Source organism: Empedobacter falsenii (genome assembly GCF_013488205.1).
In the GTDB taxonomy this organism is placed as follows: domain Bacteria; phylum Bacteroidota; class Bacteroidia; order Flavobacteriales; family Weeksellaceae; genus Empedobacter; species Empedobacter falsenii_C.
Genome location: NZ_CP040908.1, coordinates 2123818 through 2150796, shown reverse-complemented (window position 1 = coordinate 2150796; position 26979 = coordinate 2123818). Strand labels below are relative to the sequence as shown.

At 31.2% G+C, this 26979-nt stretch carries 30 protein-coding genes; 15 read left to right on the top strand and 15 right to left on the bottom strand.

Annotated features, from left to right (window positions below; all coding sequences use genetic code 11):
* Positions 1–26 precede the first annotated feature (26 nt).
* On the top strand, positions 27–941 hold the full coding sequence (locus tag FH779_RS09985) for a tetratricopeptide repeat protein (RefSeq protein ID WP_180904561.1): 915 nt from the start codon (positions 27–29) through the stop codon (positions 939–941).
* Here the strand turns inward: FH779_RS09985 and FH779_RS09980 are convergent.
* Positions 938–1681, bottom strand: a complete 744-nt coding sequence (locus tag FH779_RS09980) for a Rossmann-fold NAD(P)-binding domain-containing protein (RefSeq protein WP_180904560.1) — start codon at positions 1679–1681, stop codon at positions 938–940. The two genes, FH779_RS09985 and FH779_RS09980, sit on opposite strands and share 4 nt — an antisense overlap.
* A gap of 71 nt (positions 1682–1752) precedes the next feature.
* Here FH779_RS09980 and FH779_RS09975 point away from each other — a divergent pair, with 71 nt between their 5' ends.
* Together FH779_RS09975 and FH779_RS09970 are read left to right on the top strand one after the other, a co-directional pair.
* Positions 1753–2451, top strand: coding sequence for a pseudouridine synthase (locus FH779_RS09975; protein WP_180904559.1), 699 nt, complete (start codon positions 1753–1755; stop codon positions 2449–2451).
* Positions 2452–2564: 113 nt separating this feature from the next.
* Entirely contained in the window at positions 2565–3158 is a 594-nt protein-coding gene (locus FH779_RS09970; RefSeq protein WP_115000743.1) for a hypothetical protein, read from the top strand.
* A gap of 35 nt (positions 3159–3193) precedes the next feature.
* On the opposite strand, the gene FH779_RS09965 is transcribed toward FH779_RS09970, so the two are convergent.
* From FH779_RS09965 to FH779_RS09940, 6 genes are all read right to left on the bottom strand, one after another.
* Entirely contained in the window at positions 3194–4318 is a 1125-nt protein-coding gene (locus FH779_RS09965; RefSeq protein ID WP_115000741.1) for a DUF6438 domain-containing protein, read from the bottom strand.
* A 74-nt stretch (positions 4319–4392) separates the two neighbouring features.
* The gene (locus FH779_RS09960) at positions 4393–5100 is read right to left on the bottom strand and encodes a ZIP family metal transporter (RefSeq protein WP_115000739.1); all 708 of its coding nucleotides are present in this window, start codon (positions 5098–5100) and stop codon (positions 4393–4395) included.
* Positions 5097–5825 carry a class I SAM-dependent methyltransferase gene (locus FH779_RS09955; RefSeq protein ID WP_115002071.1) on the bottom strand — a complete coding sequence of 243 codons (729 nt, stop codon included), beginning with the start codon at positions 5823–5825 and terminating at the stop codon, positions 5097–5099. The genes FH779_RS09960 and FH779_RS09955 overlap by 4 nt, the downstream gene beginning before the upstream one ends.
* A 5-nt stretch (positions 5826–5830) precedes the next feature.
* Complete coding sequence (locus tag FH779_RS09950; protein ID WP_115000737.1) at positions 5831–6211, bottom strand: Fur family transcriptional regulator; 381 nt, start codon at positions 6209–6211, stop codon at positions 5831–5833.
* A gap of 168 nt (positions 6212–6379) precedes the next feature.
* Entirely contained in the window at positions 6380–8161 is a 1782-nt protein-coding gene (locus FH779_RS09945; RefSeq protein ID WP_180904558.1) for an aminopeptidase P family protein, read from the bottom strand.
* A 98-nt stretch (positions 8162–8259) separates the two neighbouring features.
* The gene (locus tag FH779_RS09940) at positions 8260–8733 is read right to left on the bottom strand and encodes a DUF4265 domain-containing protein (RefSeq protein WP_038331503.1); all 474 of its coding nucleotides are present in this window, start codon (positions 8731–8733) and stop codon (positions 8260–8262) included.
* Positions 8734–8831: 98 nt separating this feature from the next.
* Between FH779_RS09940 and FH779_RS09935 the strand changes: the two genes are divergently transcribed.
* The 4 genes from FH779_RS09935 to rimO all read left to right on the top strand — a co-directional run bounded on the left by FH779_RS09935 (position 8832) and on the right by rimO (position 13135).
* On the top strand, positions 8832–9989 hold the full coding sequence (locus FH779_RS09935) for a THUMP domain-containing class I SAM-dependent RNA methyltransferase (protein WP_038331505.1): 1158 nt from the start codon (positions 8832–8834) through the stop codon (positions 9987–9989).
* A 5-nt stretch (positions 9990–9994) separates the two neighbouring features.
* Positions 9995–10429, top strand: a complete 435-nt coding sequence (locus tag FH779_RS09930; protein ID WP_180904557.1) for a DUF2750 domain-containing protein — start codon at positions 9995–9997, stop codon at positions 10427–10429.
* 6 nt (positions 10430–10435) lie between these two features.
* Positions 10436–11473 carry a glycosyltransferase gene (locus FH779_RS09925; RefSeq protein ID WP_180904556.1) on the top strand — a complete coding sequence of 346 codons (1038 nt, stop codon included), beginning with the start codon at positions 10436–10438 and terminating at the stop codon, positions 11471–11473.
* A 357-nt stretch (positions 11474–11830) separates the two neighbouring features.
* Positions 11831–13135 (top strand): 30S ribosomal protein S12 methylthiotransferase RimO, encoded by a 1305-nt coding sequence (gene rimO / locus FH779_RS09920; protein ID WP_180904555.1) that lies wholly within the window; start codon positions 11831–11833, stop codon positions 13133–13135.
* Positions 13136–13187: 52 nt separating this feature from the next.
* Here rimO and FH779_RS17645 read toward each other — a convergent pair whose 3' ends face one another.
* From FH779_RS17645 to FH779_RS09905, 4 genes are all read right to left on the bottom strand, one after another.
* Entirely contained in the window at positions 13188–13319 is a 132-nt protein-coding gene (locus FH779_RS17645; RefSeq protein ID WP_257468234.1) for a hypothetical protein, read from the bottom strand.
* 85 nt (positions 13320–13404) lie between these two features.
* Positions 13405–15690, bottom strand: coding sequence for a GH92 family glycosyl hydrolase (locus tag FH779_RS09915; RefSeq protein WP_180904554.1), 2286 nt, complete (start codon positions 15688–15690; stop codon positions 13405–13407).
* 89 nt (positions 15691–15779) lie between these two features.
* Positions 15780–16436: a 3-oxoacid CoA-transferase subunit B gene (locus FH779_RS09910; protein ID WP_180904553.1), complete on the bottom strand. Its 657-nt coding sequence runs from the start codon at positions 16434–16436 to the stop codon at positions 15780–15782.
* Positions 16437–16442: 6 nt separating this feature from the next.
* Positions 16443–17156: a CoA transferase subunit A gene (locus tag FH779_RS09905; RefSeq protein WP_038331757.1), complete on the bottom strand. Its 714-nt coding sequence runs from the start codon at positions 17154–17156 to the stop codon at positions 16443–16445.
* Between the two features lie 149 nt (positions 17157–17305).
* Here FH779_RS09905 and FH779_RS09900 point away from each other — a divergent pair, with 149 nt between their 5' ends.
* From FH779_RS09900 to FH779_RS09865, 8 genes are read left to right on the top strand one after another with little or no spacing between them, the layout of a single operon-like run.
* Positions 17306–17941: a hypothetical protein gene (locus tag FH779_RS09900; RefSeq protein ID WP_180904552.1), complete on the top strand. Its 636-nt coding sequence runs from the start codon at positions 17306–17308 to the stop codon at positions 17939–17941.
* 20 nt (positions 17942–17961) lie between these two features.
* A complete protein-coding gene (locus tag FH779_RS09895) occupies positions 17962–18702 on the top strand; it encodes a dioxygenase family protein (protein WP_115002068.1) in 741 nt (246 codons plus the stop codon).
* 6 nt (positions 18703–18708) lie between these two features.
* Positions 18709–19515: a dioxygenase family protein gene (locus tag FH779_RS09890; protein ID WP_180904551.1), complete on the top strand. Its 807-nt coding sequence runs from the start codon at positions 18709–18711 to the stop codon at positions 19513–19515.
* Positions 19502–20014 carry a hypothetical protein gene (locus FH779_RS09885; RefSeq protein WP_180904550.1) on the top strand — a complete coding sequence of 171 codons (513 nt, stop codon included), beginning with the start codon at positions 19502–19504 and terminating at the stop codon, positions 20012–20014. The genes FH779_RS09890 and FH779_RS09885 overlap by 14 nt, the downstream gene beginning before the upstream one ends.
* On the top strand, positions 20007–21047 hold the full coding sequence (locus tag FH779_RS09880; protein WP_180904549.1) for a sensor histidine kinase: 1041 nt from the start codon (positions 20007–20009) through the stop codon (positions 21045–21047). The genes FH779_RS09885 and FH779_RS09880 overlap by 8 nt, the downstream gene beginning before the upstream one ends.
* Positions 21040–21726, top strand: coding sequence for a LytR/AlgR family response regulator transcription factor (locus tag FH779_RS09875; RefSeq protein ID WP_180904548.1), 687 nt, complete (start codon positions 21040–21042; stop codon positions 21724–21726). The genes FH779_RS09880 and FH779_RS09875 overlap by 8 nt, the downstream gene beginning before the upstream one ends.
* 12 nt (positions 21727–21738) lie before the next feature.
* Positions 21739–22650: a UbiA prenyltransferase family protein gene (locus tag FH779_RS09870; protein ID WP_180904547.1), complete on the top strand. Its 912-nt coding sequence runs from the start codon at positions 21739–21741 to the stop codon at positions 22648–22650.
* Positions 22650–23258: a class I SAM-dependent methyltransferase gene (locus FH779_RS09865; protein WP_180904546.1), complete on the top strand. Its 609-nt coding sequence runs from the start codon at positions 22650–22652 to the stop codon at positions 23256–23258. Before FH779_RS09870 ends, FH779_RS09865 begins: the two co-directional genes overlap by 1 nt.
* Before the next feature lie 34 nt (positions 23259–23292).
* Here FH779_RS09865 and FH779_RS09860 read toward each other — a convergent pair whose 3' ends face one another.
* From FH779_RS09860 to FH779_RS09845, 4 genes are all read right to left on the bottom strand, one after another.
* Positions 23293–24048, bottom strand: coding sequence for an acyl-CoA desaturase (locus FH779_RS09860; protein ID WP_180906836.1), 756 nt, complete (start codon positions 24046–24048; stop codon positions 23293–23295).
* 203 nt (positions 24049–24251) lie between these two features.
* Complete coding sequence (locus FH779_RS09855; RefSeq protein ID WP_180904545.1) at positions 24252–25337, bottom strand: NAD(P)-binding domain-containing protein; 1086 nt, start codon at positions 25335–25337, stop codon at positions 24252–24254.
* Positions 25338–25386: 49 nt separating this feature from the next.
* On the bottom strand, positions 25387–26250 hold the full coding sequence (locus tag FH779_RS09850; protein ID WP_180904544.1) for a hypothetical protein: 864 nt from the start codon (positions 26248–26250) through the stop codon (positions 25387–25389).
* Positions 26251–26961: a hypothetical protein gene (locus FH779_RS09845; RefSeq protein WP_180904543.1), complete on the bottom strand. Its 711-nt coding sequence runs from the start codon at positions 26959–26961 to the stop codon at positions 26251–26253.
* Between the last annotated feature and the right edge of the window lie 18 nt (positions 26962–26979).

Sequence of the window (26979 nt, the reverse complement as noted above, 5' to 3'; positions counted from 1 at the left end):
TTATTTTTAAGCATTAATTCCAAAAAATGAAATATTTAAAAAGTCTATTCGTTCTGATTTCTATTACTGCTTCTACATTTTCTTTAGCTTGTTTAAATGGAGAGAGTAAAATACTTTCTACAGATTCTTATATTTATGAAGATAGAGAAGGTAATATTCCGCATGGACACACGTTTTATACAGAGAATTTGGATAATGATTTAAAGAAAATTGATAGTTTGTTTGCTATAAAACCTGACGCTGATTTACTTAGTGATAAAGGTTTGATTCTGATTTTGCAAAGAAAATATCAACAAGCGATAGATTTGTATTTAGGAGTCGAGAAAAAGTATCCAAACAGATATTCTACTGCGTCTAATATTGGAACGGCTTATGAACTGATTGGTGATAATGAAAATGCTTTAAAATGGATTTCTAAAGCTTTGGTTTTAAATCCAGATTCGCATAATAAATCAGAATGGATTCATCAAAATATTCTAAAAATTAAGTTGAAACAATTACAATTATCAAGTGAAAGCTTGATTAACAGAGATTTTGGAAATGAAGATTTTCCAGTTTCAACATTAAGTAAAGAAGATTTGAATAGTCTAAAAAATCAGCTTTATTTTCAATTGAATGAAAGACGTTCCTTTATTCAGCCAAAAGATGAAATAATGGCTCAACTATTATTTGATTATGGTAATATTCTGTTATTATTGGGAGAGAAGGAAGCAAAAGAAGTTTATGAAATAGCTAAACAATACGGATTTTCAAACGAGTTAATTGACAGAAGAATAGAGGAATCAAAATCGCTAAAATCTTATTCATCATCTAATAGTAACGAAGAAAATTCGTTAAAAAAATTCTTTCAGAAAAATTGGGATACTATTTTAATCTCCGTTTTATCAATAATAATTTTCTTTTTTGTTTTTAAAGCAAAAGAACGAAAGCGAAGAAATTAGTTTTCCTTAAAGTAAATAGGGTTTGGATAAATGAATTCATAATTAAATTCGTCTTGTATTTTTTGACTTGAAATTATTTTTCCTTCTCGATTTGTAGAGGAAATAATTTTCTTGTTTAATTGATATTCTAACACTTCTTCTTTGGTAGGATGTTTTGGTGCAACAACATTATAAATGGATGAATTTTTATTTGAATTAAACAAGTTCTCAATCACTTGACAAATATCTAGATAATGTATATGATTCACCATTTGAGATAGATTTTGACTATATAAATCTATATATTTAGAAAGAAATCTATCGTCTCCCATTAATCCACCTAAGCGTAAAATAATCAATTGATTGAACTTTTCTTTTAATTGATTTTCAATTGAATAATAAGGATTATTTAAATGAATAGTTTCAATTGGATTTTCAAAAATAATTTCATTATTTTCAGAATAAATTGCTGTTGAACTAAGCAGAATAAGTTGATTATTATAATCTCCTAAAAAGTCAATTAAATGCTGAAATCTTTTCTGTAAATCGTCTAAATTATTTCTTCTTCCAAATGGAATTGTCACAATAACAAAATCATAATTGTGTTTAATTTTTTCAGATTTGTAATGATCAAAATCGATTGAAAAACAATTTTCTGCATCAGAAATTCGTTTAGTAGTTTCAATCAAAAATTGCTTTTCTAAATACTTTTCTAATCTTGAACCTAACCATCCTTTTCCAATAATCAATCCTTTTTTCATTCAATTTTATTAAACAATAAATATAAGACTGTTCTATTTTCTAACCGAAAATAACTTTCTATTTTTGCCAAATGTTAGAAATTCTTTATCAAGACGAATATATTATTGCCATTAATAAACCGAGCGGATTGTTGGTTCACAAATCTTTTTATGCGCGTGATGCGTCTGTTTTTGCAGTTCAGGAATTACGTAATCAAATCGGTGGGCAACATGTTTATCCTATTCATCGTTTGGATCGTAAAACGTCAGGAGTTTTGCTTTTTGCTTTAGATAAAGAAAGTTTAAAAATTATGAATGATCGATTTGCAACACGCGAAGTCGAAAAAAAGTACTTGGCTATTTTGCGTGGTTGGGCTCCCGAAGAAATGACGATAGATTATGATTTGACGAATGATGATGGTGTAAAGCAAAATGCAATTACCTATTTTCATCGTTTGCAAATTGCCGAAATTGATTTAGAGTATAACAATCATCCGACTTCACGTTATTGTTTGGTGGAAGCAATTCCCGAAACTGGTCGTATGCATCAATTACGCAAGCATTTTCGTCATATTTTTCATCCAATTTTGGGAAGTCGTCCGCATGGTTGTAATAAGCAAAATAAATTGTGGTTGGAGAATTTTGGATTGAAAGGAATGATGCTTCACGCGCATCAATTGGTATTTAATCATCCAATGACAAATGAACAACTCGTTTTGAATGCTAAGATAAATGAAGAATTTTCTAAAGTTGGAGATATTCTTGGTTTGGATTTAGAAAAATATAAATAATCTTAATTAATGTTTTTCAATTTATCATTTATATAAAATTTAAAATTCAGACGTTAAATAATTGAAATTGAGAATAATATTTCGTAAAATTGTAAGACCAAAAACTCTTGCTTATGAAACATTATTTTTACTCATTTTTTACTTTATTTCTTTTATTTAATTGTTCAGAAAATAAACCTGAAATCAAAAAGCTTACTCAACAAGAATTAACAGAAACAACAGAATTTAAAGAAGCTTCACCCGAAAAAAAACAATTATTTTCTGAACTTAAAGCTTTTCAGAAAGATTTACAAAGTAAACAAGCGCAAAAAATTCCAGATTATTTGGATTGTCCAAAACGTATCGAAGAATTAGATTTGAATACCAAAAATACTGCGATTAGGACAGATGTTGAAGCAAATTCGTTTCGATTATCGACAAATTTAGTCACAGATAATTTTGATTTGATTTACAATGAATTAGATTTGAATATTATAAATGAAGCAATAAAATCTATCCCAGAAACGGATTTATTGGCAAATGATAATGTTTCAACCAATGTAAAACTTGGCGAATGCGATTATCATACTTCAATTTTGATGAAAAACAAAGAAGTTGAATTTGATATTAAATCAGCAACACCAAATTCTGAATGTAAGAAAGATCAAAAATGGAAATTTGTTTCGAATGGAGAAATTTTAGTTTTAGATCATCGAAAAATGTTATAATAAACAAAAAAGAAGTTCAATTTTGAACTTCTTTTTTATTTATATGTTAAATCATTATTTTCTAAAAAATTATATCCTAAATCATAATATTGGATAGGAGAGTCTTTAAATTTTATTTGAAATTGTTGACCATCTGTTTCAATTGTTTGTAATGATTTAGGAGAAATTTCTTCATACTTAGAATCCCAAAATTTAGATATAAATTTATTTATTTTGAACGTTTTTTGTTTAAACTGAAATGGTTTTGAAGGATGTTTCATTAATTCTGTCCATAAATAAAATGACTGGTAATCTCTAAATTCTTCTAAATTAACTTCTTTAGCATTTGTAAATGGATTTATAATAGAAAAATAATCTTTATAATGATATGGTTTTTTATCCTCAATATAATAATGCATAGCACGCAAAATGTCTAATAATTGTTTCACTTTTGGAGGACCATCATTTATATAAAATGAAATTCTTTTAGTGATTTTATTATTTTTTATAAAAACAATTTCTTCAAAATTTCCATCAGTTGTATTATTTGAATATTGATCATCTGTTTGATAAAGGTCTATCTGATTTAACTTGTTTTTAAAATAATTGAAATATTCTTTATTAATTTGTCCAGCATAAACTCCGTTTATTTGCGTAAATTTTTCTCCAGCATAAATTATATCACCATTAGATTCTAACCTATAATTATATATTGGACAAGAACCATAACAGCCACTACTTGTAACAATAATAGCATCAAAAACATTGTTGAATTGCTGCTTTACTTTGTCGCGAACTAACATAAAATGCGCAAAGTAAATGGTATCTTTTGATAATTTTTCAACTTTACCAAATTCAATATTTTTTTTACTCGCAGTATTATACCAAGAAACTACAGAATTTTTAATTTTAAAGTTAGTCTTGTAACCCAAATATTCAAAATCATTTGTTTTTTCATTATAAATTGAAAAATGATTCGAGTCATAAATAGTATCTGATGAGAATTTATATATGTTATTTATATTGAAAAAGATTGATGGTAATTCGTTTGGGTCATTATTTGTTTTGTCATAAAATTCTTTTGACCAATCGCCTTGTAAATGTTCCTTTATTTCTTTATCAAACGAATTTTTACAACTAATAATACTTATTAGAAAAATGAAGAATATAATTAATCGCATATTTTGATGTTAATTATCTAAATATAAACGATTAAAATGAAAAAAAGCAACTTTAATAAGTTGCTTTTATATTTTTAATGTGAATGTACATGCATAGAAACGGTGAGATAAGCGAGAATAAACCCTACTAAGATAGAACCGAATTTTTTCAGATTAAATTTGTGCCCTTCATTACTTTCGAACAAAATTACGGTTGAAATATGTAAAAATATTCCCGAAACAATTGCGCTCATTTCCAAAGAATAATTAGAAATAATCGTATGTTTTCCTAAGAAATATCCCATTGGAGCAGCTAATGCAAACAAAGTCATAAACAGAAAACGTTTTGCGTTAGATTCTGTATGTTGACATAATGCGCTAAATAAAATCATCGAAACTGGAATATTATGAACAAAAATTGCCCACATAAAATTGTGAGATTCTGCATTTGCAACAGGGATTCCTTCGATAATTGAATGTAAAAACAATCCACCAAAAATTCCGAAAGGAAATTGCTCTTTTTTGTGCAAATGAATATGTCCGTGCTCAACGCCTTTACTGATCGTTTCTAAAATATATTGCACAACAACACCTAATAAAACAAACAATCCTATCGAATGATGATTATGATTTTCAGATGGATGTCCATAGACTTGAGGCAAAATTTCTAAGACAGTCATCGCCAAGAAATACGCTCCACTAAAGGTTAGTAGCAGTTTTGAATTGTGTTTATTTTTGAGTAATATTCGAGAAAATAAAACTCCAATTAACACACTTGAAATTAAGATTAAACTTTCTTTCATTTGTTTAAAACTAAAATTAATCGGTCAGAAGTTTGTTCATCAAAAGCATCAAGATTATAATTTCCAAATACTTTATCTAAAATAAAACCTTCTGTTTCGTATATTTTTTTGAAATCGTTGAAATAAATTAAACGAACAAATTCTTCAAAATGAAATATTTCACCTTTATCTCTGAAATCTATTTCTTTTTTGATAAAACCATTTTCGACAGATTTTGTGATTTTGAATAAAATACCATCAATCAGTTTTTCTTCATAAGGAATCATTGTCGAAACTACTTTTTCTGCATTCAGATAATCCAAAACAAAGATTCCGTGCGATTTGATTTGTTGTTTTACAGCTTCAAAAACTTTAAAATTATCTTCATAATTCTCAAAATAACCAAAACTTGTAAAAAGATTGAAAACTGCATCAAATTCGTTTGGATGATACACCTCGCGCATATCATGTTTTTCAAATTTTAAATATTCATTTTCAAATTGTTTGGCGTACTTGATACTTTCTTCAGATAAATCGATACCTAAAACATCAAAACCTAATTTATTTAATGTAATAGCGTGTCGTCCCTTTCCACAAGCCAAGTCTAACACTTTTGCGTGCTGCGGAAGTTGTAAATAATTCGTGATTTTTTGAATAAAATCTTCCGCTTCTGTAAGACTTCTGTTCTTGTATAAAATATGATAATATGGCGAGTTAAACCATTTTACAAACCATTGTAAATCCATTGTTGTTATTTTTGGCAATTTGGACAAGTTCCTGTAATGACGCAATTGCAATCTTGCATCGAAAACCCTTCGGGTAAATTAATTTTTATTTCTTCTTTCAAGCAAATAAGTTGATTGCAAGTCGTGCAACGAAAATGAAAATGATCGTGGTGATGCTGTGTATGCTCACAACACGTCTTGCACATCGCAAAATAATTTACGCCATCATCTCCCACAACTTTATGCATCATTCCGTCTTCGCAAAAATTATTCAGAATACGATAAATCGTTGCTCTGTCCATTTTTCCTTGCAATTGCGTTTCAATTTGTTCCTGATTTAATGCAGTCGTACACGAATTGAACAAATCAATAACCGCTTGTTTGGTTGGTGTATTTCGTCTTTTCATTTCTTAATGCAAATATGTTGCAATAATACAAATTTTATGTGAAATAAAAAATCCTATTCGAAAGTGAATAGGATTTTTTTTGTAAGGCAGAATTTATTTTTAGCTTCTATATTTTTATTTCTAATTTTGAAACAAGTTCAGAATGAATTTTTGTTGAATAAAATTGATTTATTTAGAAATCGCTTCACATTTTTCTTTCAACCAAGCCGTTTCTTTTTCGTCTAAGAATGGAGAAATTTTCTCGAAAACAAATTGATGATAGTTATTTAACCAAGAAATTTCTTCGTTTGTCATTAAATTAACATCAATCAAATTTTTCTCAATTGGGGAAACTGTAATAATTTCAAACTTCAAGAAATCACCAAATTGAGTAGACATCGCTGGTTGAACAATCATTAAATTCTCAATTCTGATTCCGTATTCACCATCGCGATACAAACCAGGTTCGTTAGAAAGCACCATTCCAGCTTTTAGTGGAGTTAAATTCTCTTCTAAACGAATGCTTTGTGGCCCTTCGTGTACACATAAGAAATGACCAACTCCGTGTCCAGTTCCGTGCCCATAATTGAAACCGTTTTCCCAAAGCGCTTTACGCGACAAAACATCTAACAAAGAACCACGAGAATTAACAGGAAAAATAGCTTCCGATAAACCAATATTTCCTTTAAGAACTAAGGTATAATCTGTTTTTTGTTGCGCCGTTGGTTCTCCTAACATCAATGTGCGTGTAATGTCTGTTGTTCCTTCCAAAAATTGAGCTCCAGAATCGATTAACAACATTTCTTTACATCCTAATGTATAAGCAGTTTCAGGTGAAGCAGAGTAGTGGTTCATTGCGCCGTGGTCTGCGTAACCACAGATTGTTCCGAAACTTGCACCTTTACAATTTTCCTGTTGCAAACGGAAAAATTTCAATTGCTCATCAACTGTAACTTCATTAATATTATTGTCGATATTTTCTTCTAACCAGATGAAAAATTTAGTCAATGCAACGCCATCTTTTACCATAGCATTTCTGAAACCTTCTTGCTCGATTTCATTTTTAACCGATTTTAAGTTTGTTACTGGAGAAGCAGCTAAATTAATAGTTGAAGAAGTAGAAATTGCTTCGTATAACGATTGATTAATTCGATTTCCATCTACCAATACATGCGATTTTTCGTTTTGTTTCTTTAAATAATCATAAATCGTTAAATAAGGTTGAATTGTAATTCCTTCATTTGCTAAAGCAGTTTTTGTTTCTGGAGTTACTTTCGCTTCATCTATAAATAAATACGCATTTTCTGTATCTACAGCAGCATACGAAATTGTCAATGGATTATAGTTAACATCATTTCCACGAATGTTAAACAACCATGCAATTTCGTCCAACGAATTCATAATGTAGACATTTGTATTCGCTTTTTTCATCTCATTGCGTACTTCCGAAATTTTTTCTGAAGCAGATTTTCCAGCAAATTTTACATCATAAATATAGAACGGATTTTCTGGTAAAGCAGGACGATCTTGCCAAGCTAAATCAATTAAATCAATATTTTTAACTGAAAGTTGATTGAATGAAAACTCATTAAAATTTTCTGCAAAAGCATTGTGTGCAAACATTTGAGGATTAAGTCCTACAACTTCTCCTTCTTTTAATTGAGAAATAATCCATTCGTTGATAGAAGGAGTTTCTGGCATTCTCATTTTCATCAACTCAAAAGTCGTGTCTTTTAATTGATCTTCTGCCTGAATAAAATATCTCGAATCCGTCCAAACAGCCGCTTTTTCTAATGTAACAACTGCAGTTCCAGCCGATCCATTGAAACCTGAAATCCATGTACGCTCTTTCCAACGATTTGGTAAATATTCGCTTCCGTGCGGATCTGTTCCAGGAATAATTGTTGCGCTAACTCCATTTTGTTTCATAACCTCTCTCAAAGCTGAAAGACGATCTGTGATTTTTTCCATTTTATATCGAATTCTAAAAAATTAAACTTTAATAGCCGAAAGGTACGAAGAATGTCGATGAAGGAAAATATAGAAATTAAAAAATATTATTAAGATTATTATCTGGTTTCATCACGATGTTTTTCTGATAAAACAGGTTCTGCAAAAGCAATAAATTCATTTTCTTGTAATTCGATTAATTTATCAAAAACAGATTTATAATTTATTTTTAAAGGAATTTCTAGAACAAAGTATTTTTCATTCAGCGCTTCACTTTCACAATTCAAATTCTTGAAAATATTTCTAATATCATCTCTATTAATTTCATCATTCATTATTATAACTTGAACTGTCGAATTTCCAGAAAATTCAATTACTTTTCTAAAAGTCAAACATTCTTCATCGTTATCATATTCAGCAAATACTATATCGTCACTTGAAAAACATGGACCATAGAACGGAATATTTTCAATTTTATATAATCCTTTTTCTTTGTCTATGGTTTCTGTCCAAAGTGTTTCAACTATTTCTTCTTCTAAAACCTTACTATAATATCGAACCAATATTTTTTCATATTTAGTTTCTTGATCCATGAAATATTTTTTGTTAAGATATAAATTAGTTTAGAATATCGAAAAACAATTATTCCTTTCTCCATTTCCTTTATTTCCCGTACTTTTGTAAAAATTTTATTTCCTTGGAAAATTTCAGAATGATTGCGAAAACCTTTTTTGGTTTCGAAGAAATATTAGCGCAAGAATTAAAAGCGTTGGGTGCGGCAGATGTTAAAATCCAAAACCGAATGGTTGAATTTAATGGCGATTTAGGTTTCATGTACAAAGCAAATTACAGCTTGCGTACTGCACTTCGTATACAGAAGCCAATTCTTTCGTTTTCTGCGAAAAATGATCATCAATTGTATGAGAAATTCAAAAAATTCCATTGGGAAAATTATCTAAATGTCGATCAAACTTTTATGATTGATCCAACTGTTCATTCAGATTATTTTACGCATTCGCATTATGCTGCTTTAAAAGTGAAAGATGCTATTGTAGATCGATTCAAAGAAAAAAATGGTCGTCGTCCAAGCATTGATAAAGATTTTCCAGATGTACGTTTTAACTTACATATTTCGCACGATAAAATTACGTTGTCGTTAGATTCTTCTGGAGAATCGTTGCACAAACGTGGTTATCGTGAAGAAACTGGTCCAGCTCCAATTAACGAGGTTTTAGCAGCAGGTTTGTTGTTGCAAGCGGGTTATGATGGAAAAGGAAATTACCTTGATCCAATGTGTGGTTCGGGAACAATGTTGATTGAAGCGGCGATGATTGCGAATAATATTCCGCCACAAATTCATCGTAAGCATTTTGCTTTTCAGAATTGGCCAGATTATGATGAAACATTGTTTACACAAATTCGTAATACGCGCTTAAATCGTATCAAAGAATCTGAATATAAAATTGTAGGTTACGAAATTTCTCCAATGATGGTAAAAATTGCGCAGATGAATATAAAATCTGCTGATTTAGAGGATTTTATTGAAGTTAGAAATCAAGATTTCTTTACATCTAAAAAGGAATTGTTCCCAGTTTTATTGGTGTTCAATCCGCCTTATGATGAGCGTATCGAAAATAATAATCAAGAATTTTACAAACAAATTGGTGACACGTTAAAATCGAGTTATCCAAATACATTGGCGTGGTTTATCACATCAGATTTACAAGCCAAAAAATATGTCGGTTTACGTCCTTCGAAAAAAGTAAAAGTGTTTAACGGTAAGTTAGAATGCGACTTTTTACAATACGAAATGTACGAAGGAAGTAAAAAAGCTAAAAATCAAAATTAAGAGAAGTGAGTCAATTTATAAAAGAAATTTGTCAAGATCAAAAAGTATATCTTTTAACTTCGGAAGAAGGTTTTGCTGTTTCGTATTCAGAGGAATTTGAGTATGAAGATAGCTCTAATTTAGAGGTTATTTGTTTTTGGTCGAATACAGATTTAGCTGAAAAAGCGAAACAAAATCAATGGGCAAATCATAAAATTGATTCGATAGATTTGAATACTTTTTTAGAAGAATGGTTGTTCGGAATGATTGAAGAAGTTTCTTTGGTTGGAATTAATTTTGACGAAACTTCGAAAGGAGAGGAGCAAAGTCCATTGGATACAATTTTGGCAATTGTTCACGAATTGAATCAATCGAAATCAACTTTCAAATTGAATCATTTTAAGAGTTTAGATGAAATTCAGAAAGTGACATTAGAGTTGAAAGAATCATTCAATCAATAATATATTTTGGGAAAAGAAGATTTGCAACTTTCGATAATTATTGCCGTTTACGAACGTCAAGATGAATTGACAGAATTATTGTCAAGTTTAGTGAAACAAACGGATAAGTTATTCGAAATTATTATTGTAGATGATGGTTCTCAAAATAAATTGGTTACAGTTTGTGCTAAATTTGAAACTCAATTAGATCTTCATTATTATTACAAAACAAATTCAGGTCCAGGAAAATCGAGAAATTATGGAATGGAGAAAGCGAATGGAAATTATTTCATTTTCTTAGATTCTGATACGATTATTCCTTCAACTTATATTGAATCGGTTAAAAAAGAATTGACAACTAATTTTGTTGATGCTTTTGGCGGACCAGATGATGCAGATGACTCGTTTACAGATTTGCAAAAAGCAATTACTTTTTCGATGACTTCTTTCTTAACAACAGGAGGAATACGTGGAGGAAAAAAGCAAATTGGTAAATTTCAGCCACGTAGTTTTAATATGGGAATTTCACGAAAAGCGTACGAAAAAACGGGTGGATTTGCTGATTTACGTGTTGGAGAAGATCCAGATTTATCAATGCGTTTGTGGGAAAATGGTTTTGATACACGATTGTTTCAAGATTCGAAAGTGATACATAAACGTAGAACTTCGTTAAAGAAATTTGCGAAACAAGTGTATCAATTTGGAGTTGCACGCCCAATTCTTAATCAACGACATCCAAATTATATCAAACCAACTTTTTGGTTTCCAAGCTTATTTTTTGTCGGAACTTTAGTTGCATTTTTATTTTTATTGTTGAGTTTTATTCTTCCAAAACATCGATTTATTCTTCAAATTCCATTTGTTTTGTGGTTAATTTACATGTTTTTGATTTTTATTTTCTCAACTATTCGTTTTAAATCAGCGGTAGTTGGTTTATTGTCGATTCAAACAACTTTAATTCAATTTTTCAATTATGGTTATGGATTTTTAGAAAGTCAATTCAGGTTGAATATTCTCAAACAGAATCCTAAAAAAGTTTTTCCGAGTCATTATCATATCGATTAAATATAAAAAATAAAGGTCAAGATTTCTCTTGACCTTCTTAATTTCAAAGCATTGCTTTGACATCTAACTTAAAATACTAATAAACTCAAATTTAATATTATTTATCAAACTCTAAGGTGTTTTAACTACTTATATTTTGTAAATCAATTAGTTAAAATAGATTTATTGAACGAATTTTCAGTAGAACATCGTAAGAATTGATTAATTTTCTAAAATAGTTAGTTGTATAGAAATCTATTCTATTTAAGATTATTTAGGTTTAAAAATTTTTATTTTAGCTATTTATACTTGTTCCATTCAATCTTTTCGGTTAGTTCTCTCAAATATTTTGTAATTTTGCAAACTTAAATTAGAGTAATGCGTACAAAATCGACTGGAAAAAAGAAAATTAATGTAATTACGTTAGGATGTTCTAAAAATGTATACGATTCTGAGGTGTTAATGGGACAGCTGAAAGCCAATGGGAAAGAGGTTGTACATGAGCAATCTGGGGAAATTGTGGTGATTAATACTTGTGGTTTCATTGATAATGCAAAAGAGGAAAGTGTTGATACAATTTTAGATTACGTGCAACGTAAGGAAGATGGTTTGGTGGAAAAAGTTTTCGTGACAGGATGTTTGTCAGAGCGATACAAACCAGATTTAATTGAGCAAATTCCAAATGTTGACCAATATTTTGGTACGCGTGAGTTACCATTATTGTTAAAAGCTTTAGGAGCAGATTACAAGCATGAATTAGTTGGAGAACGTTTAACAACAACCCCTCGTCATTATGCTTATCTTAAAATTGCAGAAGGTTGTGATCGTCCTTGTTCTTTTTGTGCAATTCCTTTGATGCGTGGAGGAAATGTTTCTCGTCCAATCGAAGATCTAGTTACAGAAGCTACTAAATTAGCAAAAAATGGAACGAAAGAATTGATTTTGATTGCGCAAGATTTAACGTATTATGGATTAGATATTTATAAAAAACGTGAATTAGCGACTTTATTAAAAGAATTAGTGAAAATTGAAGGAATCGAATGGATTCGTTTGCATTACGCATTTCCAGCAGGTTTCCCACAAGATGTTTTGGATGTAATTCGTGAAGAACCTAAAGTTTGTAATTATATCGATATTCCGTTACAACATATTTCAACGAAATTATTAAAATCAATGCGTCGTGGAACAACACACGAAAAAACGAATGCATTATTAGATGCGATGCGTACAAAAGTTCCTGATATGGCAATTCGTACAACATTGATTTGTGGTTATCCTGGTGAAACAGAAGAAGATTTCCAAGAAATGAAAGCGTGGGTACAAGAGCAAAAATTTGATCGTTTGGGATGTTTTACTTATTCTCACGAAGAAAATACGCATGCCTATAATTTAGAAGATGATGTTCCTGAAGAAGTGAAACAACAACGTGTTGAAGAAATTATGGAAATTCAATCTCAGATTTCGTACGATTTGAATCAAGAAAAAATTGGAAAACAATTCAGAGTAATGATTGATCGCAAAGAAGGTGAGAATTTTATTGGACGTACAGAATATGATTCGCCAGACGTTGATAACGAAGTTTTGATTTCAGCAATTGATACCTATTTACCAGTTGGTGATTTTGTAAATGTAGAAATTATCGAAGCTTACGAATTCGATTTAATTGGAAAAGTAATTGATTAATCAATTTTAGATATAACAAAAAACCACTTCGAAAGAAGTGGTTTTTTTATATTTAATTTTTTGCGTTATTGCGACGTTTTTTCTTTAAACGATTCGTTTGAACTAATTGTTTATGTTTTGGATCTTTTAATTTATCCACTAAAACTTGTAAATGATTTTCTTCTTTTTTTGCCTTTTTAGCCATTTTTCTTGGTTTTAAATTTGATTTAAAATAATCATTATTCCTCAAGTAGTCAAACTTATTTGTTTAATTATAAAATATTTAACGTTTACTTTTTAGGTTTATCACTCATGTAGAAAGTGATTTTTCCGCCATTCACAATATCAAAATGATTCAAATTAAAAGATGAATAAGTTTTTCCATTCAACTCAATTTTCTGGATGTAAACATTCTTCTTCGATTGATTTTTAACGTCAATTTCAAATTGTTTTCCATTTTCCAAATTCAATATAGCATGATCTACTAAAGGACTTCCAATTCCGTAATCAGTCGATCCTTGTTGAACCGGATAAAAACCTAATGCACTAAAAATATACCAAGCACTCATTTGTCCCGTATCATCATTTCCGCCCAAACCATCTGGTGTTGGCTTGTATTGCATATCCAAAATCATTCTGATTTTTTCTTGTGTTTTCCACGCTTGTCCAGCCCAATTATACAAATACGCAACATGGTGTGCCGGCTCATTTCCATGAACATAACCACCAATTATACCTTCACGCGTAATGTCTTCTGTATCCGCAAAATATTCGTCAGGTAAATGCATCGTAAATAATTCGTCCAATTTCGCTCCAAACTTCTTTTTTCCGCCCATAGCTTCAATTAGTCCATTTGGATTTTGAGGAACGAAAAAGCTGAAATTCCACGAATTTCCTTCAATAAAACCTTGTCCATGTGTATTCAACGGATCAAATTCTTTTTTGAAACTTCCATCTGTTAATCGAGGACGCATAAATCCAACCGAAGCATCGTAATTGTTTTTCCAATTCTCAGAACGCTTCATAAATGTTTCATAGACATCCATTCGATTCAATTTTTTAGCAGCTTGAGCAATCGACCAATCATCGAAAGCATATTCTAACGTATTCGAGATTGAAGTTCCATTTTTCTCGGCTGGAATATAACCTTTGTCGATATAATCGCCAATTCCTTCATAATCATGCTTATTTGCTGTGACAATACACGCATCCAAAGCAGCATTTGCATCTCCATTATAAATTCCTTTTACAATTGCATCTGCGATTACTGTAACCGAATGATAACCGCTCATACACCAGTTTTCGTTGGCGTAATGCGACCAAATTGGCAACATTTTGATTGGATTTTGCTCATAATGTTTCATCATCGATTTTACCATATCATTGTTGCGTTTTGGCTGAATGATATTGAACAACGGATGCAGTGCACGATAGGTATCCCAAAGCGAAAAAGTGGTGTAATTTGTAAAATCTTTGGCTTGATAAATTTCTTGATCCAAACCTTTGTATTGCCCATTCACATCCATATAAGTTGTTGGATTGATGAAGGTGTGATACATCGCTGTGTAGAAATTTATTTTATCATTTTCTGACGCTTTGATCTGAATTCGATTCAATTCTTTGTTCCAATTTTTCTTTGCTTCATTGCGCACTTGTTCAAAATTCCAATGTGGAATTTCTGTTGTCAAATTTTCTAACGCATTAGTTTGACTAACTGGAGAAATTGCAAATTTTATTTTTACTTTTTCATCTTTTTCTGTATCAAAGTCAAAATACATTTTAATCTTTTTTCCTTCAATTAAAGGAAAATTCTGCGTTTCGTTCCATTTTCTCCAAAAACCTTTGTAATCAACTTGACCATCTTCATTTTTCTGACCATAATTTTTGAATGGTTTCGAAAAAGTCATCGCAAAATAAACCGTTCTATTTCTAGCCCAACCTCGTGTCTGTCGATAACCAGTAATCAACGTATCATTCACCACGCGAACATATGTCCACGTATTTTTGTCATCGTAATTATAAATTCCAGCATTCAAATCCAAAATAATATGTGAATCAACTGATTTTGGAAATGTATATTGATGAAAACCAACTCGCGTAGAAGCGGTCATTTCTGCCCAAATATTGTAATCATCCAGTTTCACTTTGTAATATCCCGCTTCGGCAGTTTCGTTTTGATGCGAAAATCGAGAACGATAACCACTCTCAGGATTTTGAGCAGTTCCGGGATTCAGTTTTAATTTTCCAACGGTTGGCATAATCAAAAAATCACCCAAATCAGAATGTCCTGTTCCATTAAAATGTGTATGACTAAATCCTGTTATTGTTTTATCTTCAAAACGATAACCCGCACAATAATCATAAACTTTTGGATTGTATTTGTGATTGATAGCATAAGGAATAGAATCCGTTTCAGGACTTAATTGTACAGAGCCAAAAGGAACAGTTGCGCCAGGGAAAGTGTGTCCCATTTTCTCTGTTCCAATCATAGGACTGACGTATTTCACTAAATTCTGTTGCTGCGCAAAAGCAAGAGAATTTAGTGAAAGTAGAGCGATTACTAATTTTGTTTGCATCGATTTTTAAGTATTAATTTGAATAAAGTTAAACAAATCGAGCATAAAAAAAGGAAAGCTTTTCAACTTTCCTTTCTAATCTTTATTTTTTATAAAACCATTTCCGGAATTTCTCCTTCAATAATTAATTTTCCTTCGGTTGCATTTTTGATGTCTTCCACAGAAATTCCAGGTGCTCGCTCCAATAATTTGAAACCACCTTCTGGTAAGACTTCTAAAACAGCTAATTCAGTCACAATTTTTTTGACACATTTTATTCCAGTCAAAGGAAGTGTACATTCTTTTAGAAGTTTAGATTCTCCTGCTTTGTTCACATGTTGCATTGCTACAATAATATTATCAGCCGAAGCAACCAAATCCATTGCGCCGCCCATTCCTTTCACCATTTTTCCAGGAATTTTCCAGTTGGCAATATCACCATTTTCCGAAACTTCCATTGCACCAAGAATTGTTAAATTGATTTTTCGTGCGCGAATCATTCCAAAACTCATCGCCGAATCAAAGAAAACTGAACCAGGTAAAGTTGTAATCGTTTGTTTACCTGCATTGATAAAATCAGGATCTTCTTCACCTTCGATAGGGAAAGGTCCCATTCCTAATAAACCATTTTCTGATTGTAAAACAACATTTACATTTTCGGGAATATAATTGGCAACCAATGTCGGAATTCCAATCCCTAAATTCACATAAAATCCGTCTTGTACTTCTTTTGCAATACGTTTTGCAATTCCATTTTTATCTAACATTTTTTCTTATGATTTAGGTTGAACAGTTCTATTTTCGATACGTTTCTCGTATTTCGCACCTTGAATAATTCGATTTACATAAACACCAGGCGTATGAATTTGATTTGGATCTAATTCTCCAATTTCTACCAATTCTTCCACTTCGGCAATTGTAATTTTTCCGCACATAGCAGCTGGATGATTGAAATTTGCTGTTGCACCGCGGAAAACTAAATTCCCTGCAGTATCACCTTTCCACGCTTTTACAATTGCAAAATCAGGCTCGAAAGCATATTCTAACAAATATTCTTTTTCAATGCCGTGAAAGGTAAACTTTCTGATTTCTTTTCCTTCAGCAACTTCAGTTCCAACTCCAGCAGGCGTAAAAATTGCAGGCATTCCATAACCAGCAGCCATCAAGCGAGTAGCTAAAGTTCCTTGCGGAATCAATTCAACCTCTAATTCACCCGAAAGCATTTGACGTTCAAATTCTGCATTTTCTCCAACATAAGAAGAAATCATTTTTTTGATCTGTCGTCCTTGTAATAATAATCCCAAACCAAAATCATCAACACCAGCATTATTACTAATACAGGTAAGATTATTGATTTTTTTGTCCACTAAACCTTGAATAAGATTTTCGGGAATTCCAGAAAGTCCAAAGCCTCCAACAGCCAGCGTCATTCCGCTTTCTACACCTTGCAGTGCTTCTTCGATGCTGTTTACTTTTTTGTTTATCATTTTTGTTGTGTTTGATCGTATAAATTCTATTGCTAAAGATAAATAAAATCGAATCATAATTCAATTAACCTACAAAAATCTTGGGTTAACCTCTAAAATTTAGTTGAATTAACATGATAAATTACATTTGTTTCAAGATAATATGAAGTATGATAAAGTTGTGTAAAGCCGAGAATCGAAATTTATTTGAGAATAAATATATCAGAATTAATGCATTAAATGATGATAATTCTATTTCTGATTTTGCTTTTATTGATGATGTTGCTGTGAACGGTCAAGGTACTTATCAAAAAGTAATTAAAGAAAGTGGTTATTTGATATTGTTGCCTTTGATGAATAATATTCGCTTGAATATGAATGGTTTTAATTGGAAAATTGAAGTCAATCAATCGTTTATTTATTATTTAGAAAAAGGAACCATTATCGATATCGAAGGTGAATACAGCAACGATTATTCGTATTTCTATTCGTTGTTTTTGGTAAAAGAAAAACAGCAAATTGCTAAAATGATTGTTCCAATTGATTTTGAACGTGAAAATAGATTAGAGAAAATTATTCGCCATGATTTGTTTAATGTCTTTTTAGGAAAATTTGATTTGAGAAGAGAATCAGAAATACCAATGAAAAAAGTTGAAAGAAATTGGTTAGTCATTTCGTTAACAGGAATTTTTGAGATTCATAATCGTTTAATTGAATCAAGAGATTTATTGGAAATTAAGTCAGATGAACACGTCGAATTTGAATCGTTGAGCGAAAATTCTTTGTTAATGGTAATTGATTACTAATGCTAAAAATACATAACAAAATGGAAAGAAAAGATTTTATCAAAAATAGTTTGGGTTTATTGGGTGCAAGTTTAATTGTTCCGAAAGTTATATCGTCTTGTTCGAGCGATGATGCAATAAATGATGTTTCGACTTCGACAACAGAAGGTGGAACCAATCAATCGTGTACGGTTTGGCCAACCGAAACAGAAGGACCTTTTCCTACAAAAACTCCGTCGAGTTATATGAGAAGCGATGTAAAAGGCGACCGAACGGGTGTTGATGCGACGATAGAAATTGTGGTGCAAAATGCGAGTAACAATTGTTCTGCTGTAGAAGGAATTATCGTTGATATTTGGCATTGCGACAAAGATGGAAATTATTCTCAATATGGAGGGACGCAAATGCAACAAACCAATTATCAATCCTATAATTTTTTGAGAGGTAGACAAATCACCGATTCTGAAGGAAAAGTGAAGTTTACAAGTATTTTCCCAGGATGGTATTCAGGTCGTGCAACGCATATTCATGTACACATTTACAACGCAAATGGTGTTTCGATAAAAGTGACGCAAATTGCTTTTCCAGAAGGTACAAGTAGTGCAGTTGCAACGGTAAATTCGGCTTCGTCTTATGGTTATACAAAAGGCTTGACGGGTTATACATATAATGCAAAGGATAATGTTTTTAGTGATGATAAAGAAGGGTTGCAAATAGCAACTGTTTCAGGAAGTTTGAGTGCTGGATACACCATTTCATCCAATATTAAAGTTTCAATTTAAAAGAAAATGGAAAGAAAAGATTTTATAAAAAATAGTTTAGGATTATTAGGAGCAAGTTTAATTGTTCCAAAAGTGTTGATGAGTTGCAAAGACTCTAATGTTGTAAATGATTGTGAAGTATGGGCCTCTGAAACAGAAGGTCCATTTCCTACAAAAAAGCCAGAAGATTTTTTATCTAAAAATATAAAAGGCGATCGAACAGGAGTAGAGGCGACAATTAAAATTAATGTAACAAATGTTGATGAAAGCTGTCAACCTTTAATAGGCGCGATTGTTGATATTTGGCATTGTGATAAAGATGGAAATTATTCGCAATATGGCGGAATGCGTATGCAACCAACCGATTATAAATCATATAAATTTTTGAGAGGTAGACAAGTAACCGATGAAAATGGAAATGTTGAATTCAATTCTATTTTTCCTGGTTGGTACGAAAGTCGCGCAACGCATATCCATGTTCATATTTACGATCAAAAAGGGAAATCATTAAAAGTGACTCAAATTGCTTTTCCAGAAGGTGAAAATTCTGCTGTAAAAATTGTAAATTCAGCCAAAGAATATGGTTATACAAAAGGTTTGAATGGTTATACGTATAATGCGAATGATAATGTTTTTTCGGATGATACAGACGGAAATCAATTGGCAAAAGTGAGTGGAAGTTTAGAAAAAGGCTATACAATTGAAGCAAATATTGTAATTTCTACAGAAAATATAGAGGAAGCAAAAGAGCCGATAGGCGGAGGACCAGGAATGCCACCACCTCCAGATGGAATGCCTCCTTTTGATAGAAAACCAAAAGATGAAAACAATTAAAAAGGTTCAGTTTGCTTATCGTTTAGTGATTGATGCTACAACAACTTCAATTTGGGAGAAATATGTTTTTGATGCGACGTACAAAGAGTATTATTTGCAAGAGCAGCTTTTTCAGCAAGAAACGAATAAAGTAGAAACTTTTCGAGAATTGTTGCGCCAAAATAAAAAAGCTGAGCAATTGAATTATTTGGTGGGAATGGCGGCGATTCCGTATATCGAACAATTGGAAGGAAATTTGTATCAAATCACAGATAACTTGAACAAAACCCACCTTAATTTTGTAGATTTCGAGTTGGATATTATAAATTCATCTAATCAAAATCACACAAATCACAAGGTTGCGCTTACATTTTATACCAAACAATATTTCTATTTTGGAGAAGTGAACAATCATTATTTAATTTCTTCGGATGAAGAATTAAAAACTAATATAAAAACATTGATGATTCCAAATAGACAACATTTTTCTATTGTTTCAATTGAGTTAGAAGATGAATAAAGTAAAAATTACAAAGAGAGAAATCGTTATTTTCAGCATAGTTTCAATCATATTTCTGTTGATTCCTTTTATTGCTGCGCCAAATTTTTCGAGCGATCAATCCATTTTCAAAACAGGTTTTTTCAAGCGAATGCTTTTCGAAAACATCTTATTGTTAGTGTTCTTTTTGGTGAATTATTTTGTATTAATTCCAAAATTATATTTTCAGAAACGTTATTTTTTCTACATCGTCATTCTTATAATTTTCTTTTTTGTGGTGTATAAATTTCCAGAATGGGCGTTTCATTTCAATAAAATGCCTCCGAAAAAGCCACCTTTTGATCAATTTCAACCTCGAAAACCGCCACGTGATTTTATGATGTGGAGTCCGAAAATTATTATGTTCTCGATGATGGCGATTGTTTCACTTTTTATTCGTCAAAATAAGCGTTATCAAGAGGTGAAATATGAAAAACAATTGTCGGAAATTGCTTATTTAAGAGCGCAAATTAATCCACATTTTTTGTTCAATACGTTGAATAATATTTATGCTTTAACGCTTCAAAAGTCAGATTCTGCTTCGGATGCTGTGATGAAATTATCCAAAATGATGCGATTTGTGGTTTCGGATTCTTCCAAAGATTTTGTGCCGTTGCAACAAGATTTAGATTATATCAAGAATTATATTGAGTTACAAAAATTGAGATTAACGCACAAAGATTCTGTTATTTTTGAAGTTGAAGGAAATCCTGCGGATTTAAGAATTTCGCCATTAATTTTAATTAATTTTATCGAAAATGCATTCAAATATGGTGTAATTGATGAAGCTTCGCAACCTGTCATTATTTCGATAAAAGTTGAGCAACAAACATTATTTTTGAGAGTAGAAAATACCATTTCGAAAGAGGTAAACCCTGAAACTGAGAAAAGTGAAATTGGTTTGAAGAACACGAAAAAGAGATTAGATTATTTTTACTCAAATCATTATAAATTAGCTATTCATAATGATTTATCTAAATTTATTGTTGAACTAAAAATTTTCTTGAATGATTAAAGTAATTGCGATAGATGACGAACCGTTGGCATTGATGGTCATCGAAAATTATTGTTCTAGAAATGAATATGTTGAGTTAGTAAAAACCTTCTCAAATTTGAAAGATGCGCAGAAATATATCAATCAATTTCCAATCGATTTGATGTTTTTGGATATTCAAATTTCGCGTACAAATGGAATGGAATTTTACAAAAATATGGAGAAGAAAATTCCCGTTATTTTTACCACAGCTTTTGCGGAATATGCGGTTGATGGCTTTAATGTTGCGGCGATAGATTATTTGTTGAAACCGATAGATTACGATAGATTTGAGGAAGCGGTGAATAAAGCGGTGCTGATTTTGGTGGATAAAAAACTGAATGAAGACAAAGAGTTTTTGACGATTCGAGCTGATTACAAATTGAATAAAATCGCCTACGACGAAATTGATTTTATCGAAGGTTTGGATGATTATGTAAAAATTCATCTCGAAAATGGAAAGCGAATTACGGCTCGAATATCGATGAAATCTATTTTAGAAAAACTGCCCGATCAACTTTTTGTGCGTGTTCATCGATCTTATATTGTTTCGATAAAAAAAGTGAAATCAATTCAAAATAAAGTCTTATATTTGAAAGAAGAAGAAATTCCGATTGGCGAAACGTACAAAAATGTCATTCTAGAATTTTTCAAAGTTTAAAGATTAGGGGAAATGGGGAAAAAAGTGATTAGTCGATTTATCGTAAACATTTTTTTTTCCAATTTTTTTTTAATTCTACTTTCTATTGCGCTCAATATCGAGACGAATATCAAAATTGGTTTACCATTTAATTCGATTGCGTATTATGCTTTTATTAGCACCATTACTGTATTGTTTTATTTGTATGCCTACAGAATTCCAAAATCTTTAAAATCTTCCAATAATCCCAGAACTCAGTTTTACATTACGCATCGTAAATCTGTTCGTATTTACACCGTTATTTTAGCTGTAATCGCTTTAATTTCTGTAATTATTTTAGCACTAAATTGTTTACCAAATTACGAAATATTAACTTGGAAATGGTTGGCTGTTTTATTTTTTACGACAGTTTTATCCTTTGGCTATTATGATTTAAAATTAGGTATTTCGTTGCGTAAAACGATGTTGTTAAAGCCATTTTTAATTGGCTGGACTTGGGCAATTACAACCGTTTTTTTACCTGTTTTATTTTTGATGTTGAAGAATGAAACACATTATGTCATAGATGCAAAATTCTATTTTCTATTTTCTCAAACCTTCATGTATTGCGTTGTGAATGCGATTTTGTTTGATTTGAAAGATTATGAAGATGACAGTAACCGAAATTTAAAAACCTTTGTTGTAAAATATGGTTATCATTTTACGTTAAACCGCATTATTTTACCTTTAATATTTTTAGGATTTTTGAGCTTTTTAATCTTCGGAATATGGTATGGATTGCCACTTCACCGCATTTTGTTTATGTTAATTCCGATTGTTTGTTTAGCTATTTTTGCCTTTAAACTCAATCGTCCAAAAGCCATTTTATATTATTTAATTGCGATTGATGGAATGATTTTATTGAAAGCAATTTGTGGAATTTTAAGCGTAATTTTATTCGAATAATGAACTATAATTTTATCGCGCCATATTATCATTCGTTAAGCCAGTTGATTTTTTTGAATCGTCAACATCAAGCTCATTTTGTTATTTTGAAACATTTGAAAGAGAATGATAAAATCTTGTGGGTTGGAGGAGGAGCGGGAAAATTTATCGCTGAAATAGAAAAATTAAATCTAAAATTGGAAATAGATTATGTTGATTTTTCTTCGAGAATGATTGATTTAGCCCAAAAAGAAAAAACGTCAAATTTAAATATCAATTTTATTGTTGCTGATATTTTTGATTTCGAAACGGATAAAAAATATGATGTAGTGATGACAACATTTTTGTTCGATCATTTTAATCAACCTAAAGCAGAAGAATTATTTAACCAATTAAATTCGTATTTGAAAGTAGGAGGATTGTGGTTTTATGTTGATTTTGTACAAAATCAGAAAGGTTGGCAAAAAAGTGTGACGAATGTAATGTTGAGTTTTTTTCGAATTGTTATTGGTTTGGATATTTATCAATTGCCTAAAATGCATCAAAGTTTTCTGTCGTATTTTAAAATCGTCGAACACAAATTCTTTTTCAAGAAATATATAGAAAGTATCGTTTATCAAAAGAAATAAAAAAAGCGATTCAATTTATTGAATCGCTTTCATTTTACATATAATCGGTGTCTAATTTACCTTTTTTGAATTGAATGATATTCAGTTTATTCATTGTCCAAATGCATGGATACATCGGATCGAATTCCCATTTCTTAACAGCGAAATTAGGACGTCCACCAAATTTATGGTGATTGTTATGCAAACATTCTCCCCACATTAACCAGTCAATCGGCATCAAGTTTGTCGAAGTGTCTCCAACATCGTAATTGCGATAACCTAATTTGTGTGAAAACCAGTTGATGATTACACCATGTAGTGGGCTCATTAAAACTTGCATTGGAATGAATACAAAATACGTCCAAAGTGGTGCATCAACAGCAACATAAATTAATATGTAAATGATTACCCAAGCTAAACGTACAGCATTATTTCCAGCAAATCTATCCCAAGAACGCCAAGAAGGAACACCTTTTTTGAATTTTTCTAAAACTTGTGTTTTATCGTGGTCAATTTCGTTGTAAACAATACGTGTTCTCCACATCATCGCAAAGAAATTTGGATCATATTGTGGCGAATGTGGATCCTTTTCTGTGTCTGCATACGCGTGATGATGTCTGTGCATAACCCCGTATGTGTAGGGACTTAGATAAGATGAACCTTGAAAAATCCACGCTAAAACGTGAAAGATTTTTTCCCAAGCTCTTGACATCGTAAACATTGCATGTGATGCATATCGGTGATGAAAAAAAGTTTGGAAAAATAAAGAAGCATACCAATGTATAACAAAGATAATGATTACTGCTGTCATTACTAATTTTAAATTTTTACAAATATAATCGTTAGGATTGTGAATTCCACTAATTAAAATCATAGAACTCATAAAATTATTGATTATTTATAATGAAAAAATTTAATTATAATCCGCTCTAATCAACTAAATTATCCATTTAATATTAGGTTTTTATGTGTAATTATTTAATACTAAATGCGTTGATTAAATAAATGTTAAAGTTATAAACCTAAATAAGCAATTATTTCTCTTGCGACTGCTGCACCAGCTCTATTTGCACCAATTGTAGAGGCAGATGGTCCATATCCTGTTAAATGAATTCTTGGGTCTTTTGCAACTTGCGTGGCTAATTTTCCACTCATTTCGATTCCGCCTTTCTCATTTTGTAAATGAAGAGGTTCAAGATGATCCAATGAATGTCGAAAACCAGTATTCCAGAAGATTACATCAGCATTCAAAACTGTTCCATCGTTCCATTTAACGCCTGTTTCTATAATTTCATCAAACATTGGTTTGCGATTTAAAACATCTGTATGTAACAAACTTTCGATTGCAGGAGTGATAGGTAAACCGGTAACAGACACCACCGATTGAGTAGGTAATCCTTCTCTCACGCGTTTATCTACCATTGCTACGGCTTCTCGTCTTAATTCTTCGGTGAATTTGTTATCTCTAAAATCGGGCGGTCTTCTTGTTACCCAAGTTGTTTCGGTAACTTTTGAGATTTCGCCTAATAATTGAACGGCAGAGATTCCACCTCCCACAATAATCACATGTTGTCCAATAAATTCTTCGGCATTTTTATATTGATTGGTATGCAATTGTCTTCCTTCAAACTTTTCGATTCCAGGATAATGAGGAATATTAGGCGTTTTCCATGTTCCTGTTGCATTTACAATTCCTCTTGCACTAAATTGAACACCATTTGTTCGGATAAGAAATCGACCATTATTTTCTTCTACTTTATCAACGCGCAATGGTCTAATAATGGGAAAATCATATTCTTTTTCATACTTTTCGTAATAAGCAGGAACAGCTTTATTCGCTTGCAATTCCTTGTCTTGTATATGTACAGCTTCAGAAAAAGTCAAGCCTGGTAAATCATTAATTCCATTCACTATACTCAATGTCAACGAATCCCATCTATGTTGCCAAGCACCGCCAGCATGTGGTTCGTCATCTAAAATCACAAAACCTTTTCCGGGGTTTATTCCTCTTTTTTTGAGATGATAGGCCGCAGATAAACCAGCTTGTCCAGCACCAATCACAACGATATCAACTTTGTAAAATATTTCTGAATGATTCATAATATAAAGCTAATTAAAACTATTTGTAAATTTATGTGAAGAAATGGTTTTATTTGGGTTTCTTCTGAATGCGATATGTAAATTGTGAAACTTTACATCCCCAAAGTTTTAGTGTCTGAATTGCTCGTAAATGATTATCTTTTTCTTTTACAATTAATTGATCAGTAAACGAAGAAATAAATTGTGCCCAATAATTGTGTTTAGCATCATTCAATAAAAAGTAGAAACCAGCATCGCCAAATTGTTTTCCACTCGAATCTAAAATCAATTCATTTTCAAGACCAACGCTTGGTTTCATAATAACCGTTGCATTACCTTTTGGTAAAGGAAAAACAGCTTTGATACACGTTTTTCCAGAAGGAAGTGTACAGGTTCCGTAAATTCCCGAATAAATCACTTTACCTGAAGTTTTGAATTTTCTCAACCAAATGGTGTAAATAGTTTTATTGTTTTGCGGGTGATTTAGCGTAATAATTTCACTTACCAAATCTTCGGATTGCGCAATATTTTTTGTCGGAATATTTAATTGATTAATCCGTTGGCTAAATAATCGGTTGACCAAATAACCAAAAAATGAAAAATAAGGATTCCATTTTACATTAAATTCTAAATCGTAATTTGCTGTAGCTTCATAAAAAGCAATCACTTTTTTTGATAGATTTTCTAGCTGATGATCTGTTAAATTTAATTCATGAATAGAACTTAATAATCCTTTTGAAGTTGAATTTCGAGCGATAATTAAATTCTCTTTTTTTGCTAATTGATACATAAACTCTTCACCAATTCCGTACAATTCACCGAAAGGAGCAATCAACCACGGAAAATCAGTTGGATTAATTTTTCTTCCCCAAAGAATCACCCATTGTTGTGTAAACCAATCCTGAAATTTTTGCATTGTAAAAGCTAAATTCATCTAAATATTTTTAATTTTAGGAAGAAAAGAATTGCAATTATTCCATTGTCCATGTTCAGAAATTGGCTTAAAACGAAGAGTTGTAAATTCAAAATGAAAATCCTTTCGATTACGCTCTTTCATTGCGTTAGCATGTCTTTTTGGATCAGGCATTTTGCTATGTCCATTCACCATATCCGTCATTTCTGATTGAGATTTCCAAATCGAAAATGTCGAAATAATATTGGGATATCGAATAGAAGCCAACGAAAGTGTAGTGCCTTTGTGATCTCGAACTAACTTCTCAACAGGTCTTCCCCAGCGTAGAAAACGAGGAATTTCTGTGTATTTCATTCGTGCAATTGTTACCGCAACAACAGGCTCATTTTTCCTGTTTTCCTCCATTTTTTCTGTCGGAATTTGAAAACCAGAAATATTTCCCCATTGTCTTAAAAAATCTAATCGAACATGCCAGCCTCTCGCTAAAAGTTTACCATATGAATTATTTTTTAGAAAGTTTTCTAAAGATTTTTCATCTTCCCATTGTGCAAATACAACAATAGTTTGGTTAAAAATTCTCGTTTTCGAAAAAATAGGCGAACCTAATTTCATAGCAGACATCGTTTCGGAATGACTCAATCCAATAATTTCACTTGTTTTCAAAGGAAAAAGCATCAATTTAAAGGCTTGAAAATGACTAAGCTTTGCGATATGATAAGAGAAAACATTCATCTATGCAAAATACTATTT

Excerpts from the sequence above, each read along its gene's own strand:
- FH779_RS09885 (WP_180904550.1), top strand. The coding sequence starts at position 19,502 with ATGAAAACAATTAAAAAGGTTCAGTTTGCTTATCGTTTAGTGATTGAT.
- FH779_RS09895 (WP_115002068.1), top strand. The coding sequence starts at position 17,962 with ATGGAAAGAAAAGATTTTATCAAAAATAGTTTGGGTTTATTGGGTGCA.
- rimO (WP_180904555.1), top strand. The coding sequence starts at position 11,831 with ATGCGTACAAAATCGACTGGAAAAAAGAAAATTAATGTAATTACGTTA.
- FH779_RS09950 (WP_115000737.1), bottom strand. The coding sequence starts at position 6,211 with ATGAAAAGACGAAATACACCAACCAAACAAGCGGTTATTGATTTGTTC.
- FH779_RS09910 (WP_180904553.1), bottom strand. The coding sequence starts at position 16,436 with ATGTTAGATAAAAATGGAATTGCAAAACGTATTGCAAAAGAAGTACAA.
- FH779_RS09845 (WP_180904543.1), bottom strand. The coding sequence starts at position 26,961 with ATGAATGTTTTCTCTTATCATATCGCAAAGCTTAGTCATTTTCAAGCC.
- FH779_RS09985 (WP_180904561.1), top strand. The coding sequence starts at position 27 with ATGAAATATTTAAAAAGTCTATTCGTTCTGATTTCTATTACTGCTTCT.
- FH779_RS09855 (WP_180904545.1), bottom strand. The coding sequence starts at position 25,337 with ATGAATCATTCAGAAATATTTTACAAAGTTGATATCGTTGTGATTGGT.
- FH779_RS09945 (WP_180904558.1), bottom strand. The coding sequence starts at position 8,161 with ATGGAAAAAATCACAGATCGTCTTTCAGCTTTGAGAGAGGTTATGAAA.
- FH779_RS09905 (WP_038331757.1), bottom strand. The coding sequence starts at position 17,156 with ATGATAAACAAAAAAGTAAACAGCATCGAAGAAGCACTGCAAGGTGTA.
- FH779_RS09970 (WP_115000743.1), top strand. The coding sequence starts at position 2,565 with ATGAAACATTATTTTTACTCATTTTTTACTTTATTTCTTTTATTTAAT.
- FH779_RS09965 (WP_115000741.1), bottom strand. The coding sequence starts at position 4,318 with ATGCGATTAATTATATTCTTCATTTTTCTAATAAGTATTATTAGTTGT.
- FH779_RS09865 (WP_180904546.1), top strand. The coding sequence starts at position 22,650 with ATGAACTATAATTTTATCGCGCCATATTATCATTCGTTAAGCCAGTTG.
- FH779_RS09960 (WP_115000739.1), bottom strand. The coding sequence starts at position 5,100 with ATGAAAGAAAGTTTAATCTTAATTTCAAGTGTGTTAATTGGAGTTTTA.
- FH779_RS09890 (WP_180904551.1), top strand. The coding sequence starts at position 18,709 with ATGGAAAGAAAAGATTTTATAAAAAATAGTTTAGGATTATTAGGAGCA.
- FH779_RS09860 (WP_180906836.1), bottom strand. The coding sequence starts at position 24,048 with ATGACAGCAGTAATCATTATCTTTGTTATACATTGGTATGCTTCTTTA.
- FH779_RS09875 (WP_180904548.1), top strand. The coding sequence starts at position 21,040 with ATGATTAAAGTAATTGCGATAGATGACGAACCGTTGGCATTGATGGTC.
- FH779_RS17645 (WP_257468234.1), bottom strand. The coding sequence starts at position 13,319 with ATGGCTAAAAAGGCAAAAAAAGAAGAAAATCATTTACAAGTTTTAGTG.
- FH779_RS09880 (WP_180904549.1), top strand. The coding sequence starts at position 20,007 with ATGAATAAAGTAAAAATTACAAAGAGAGAAATCGTTATTTTCAGCATA.
- FH779_RS09915 (WP_180904554.1), bottom strand. The coding sequence starts at position 15,690 with ATGCAAACAAAATTAGTAATCGCTCTACTTTCACTAAATTCTCTTGCT.
- FH779_RS09980 (WP_180904560.1), bottom strand. The coding sequence starts at position 1,681 with ATGAAAAAAGGATTGATTATTGGAAAAGGATGGTTAGGTTCAAGATTA.
- FH779_RS09900 (WP_180904552.1), top strand. The coding sequence starts at position 17,306 with ATGATAAAGTTGTGTAAAGCCGAGAATCGAAATTTATTTGAGAATAAA.
- FH779_RS09975 (WP_180904559.1), top strand. The coding sequence starts at position 1,753 with ATGTTAGAAATTCTTTATCAAGACGAATATATTATTGCCATTAATAAA.
- FH779_RS09870 (WP_180904547.1), top strand. The coding sequence starts at position 21,739 with ATGGGGAAAAAAGTGATTAGTCGATTTATCGTAAACATTTTTTTTTCC.
- FH779_RS09955 (WP_115002071.1), bottom strand. The coding sequence starts at position 5,825 with ATGGATTTACAATGGTTTGTAAAATGGTTTAACTCGCCATATTATCAT.
- FH779_RS09850 (WP_180904544.1), bottom strand. The coding sequence starts at position 26,250 with ATGAATTTAGCTTTTACAATGCAAAAATTTCAGGATTGGTTTACACAA.
- FH779_RS09940 (WP_038331503.1), bottom strand. The coding sequence starts at position 8,733 with ATGGATCAAGAAACTAAATATGAAAAAATATTGGTTCGATATTATAGT.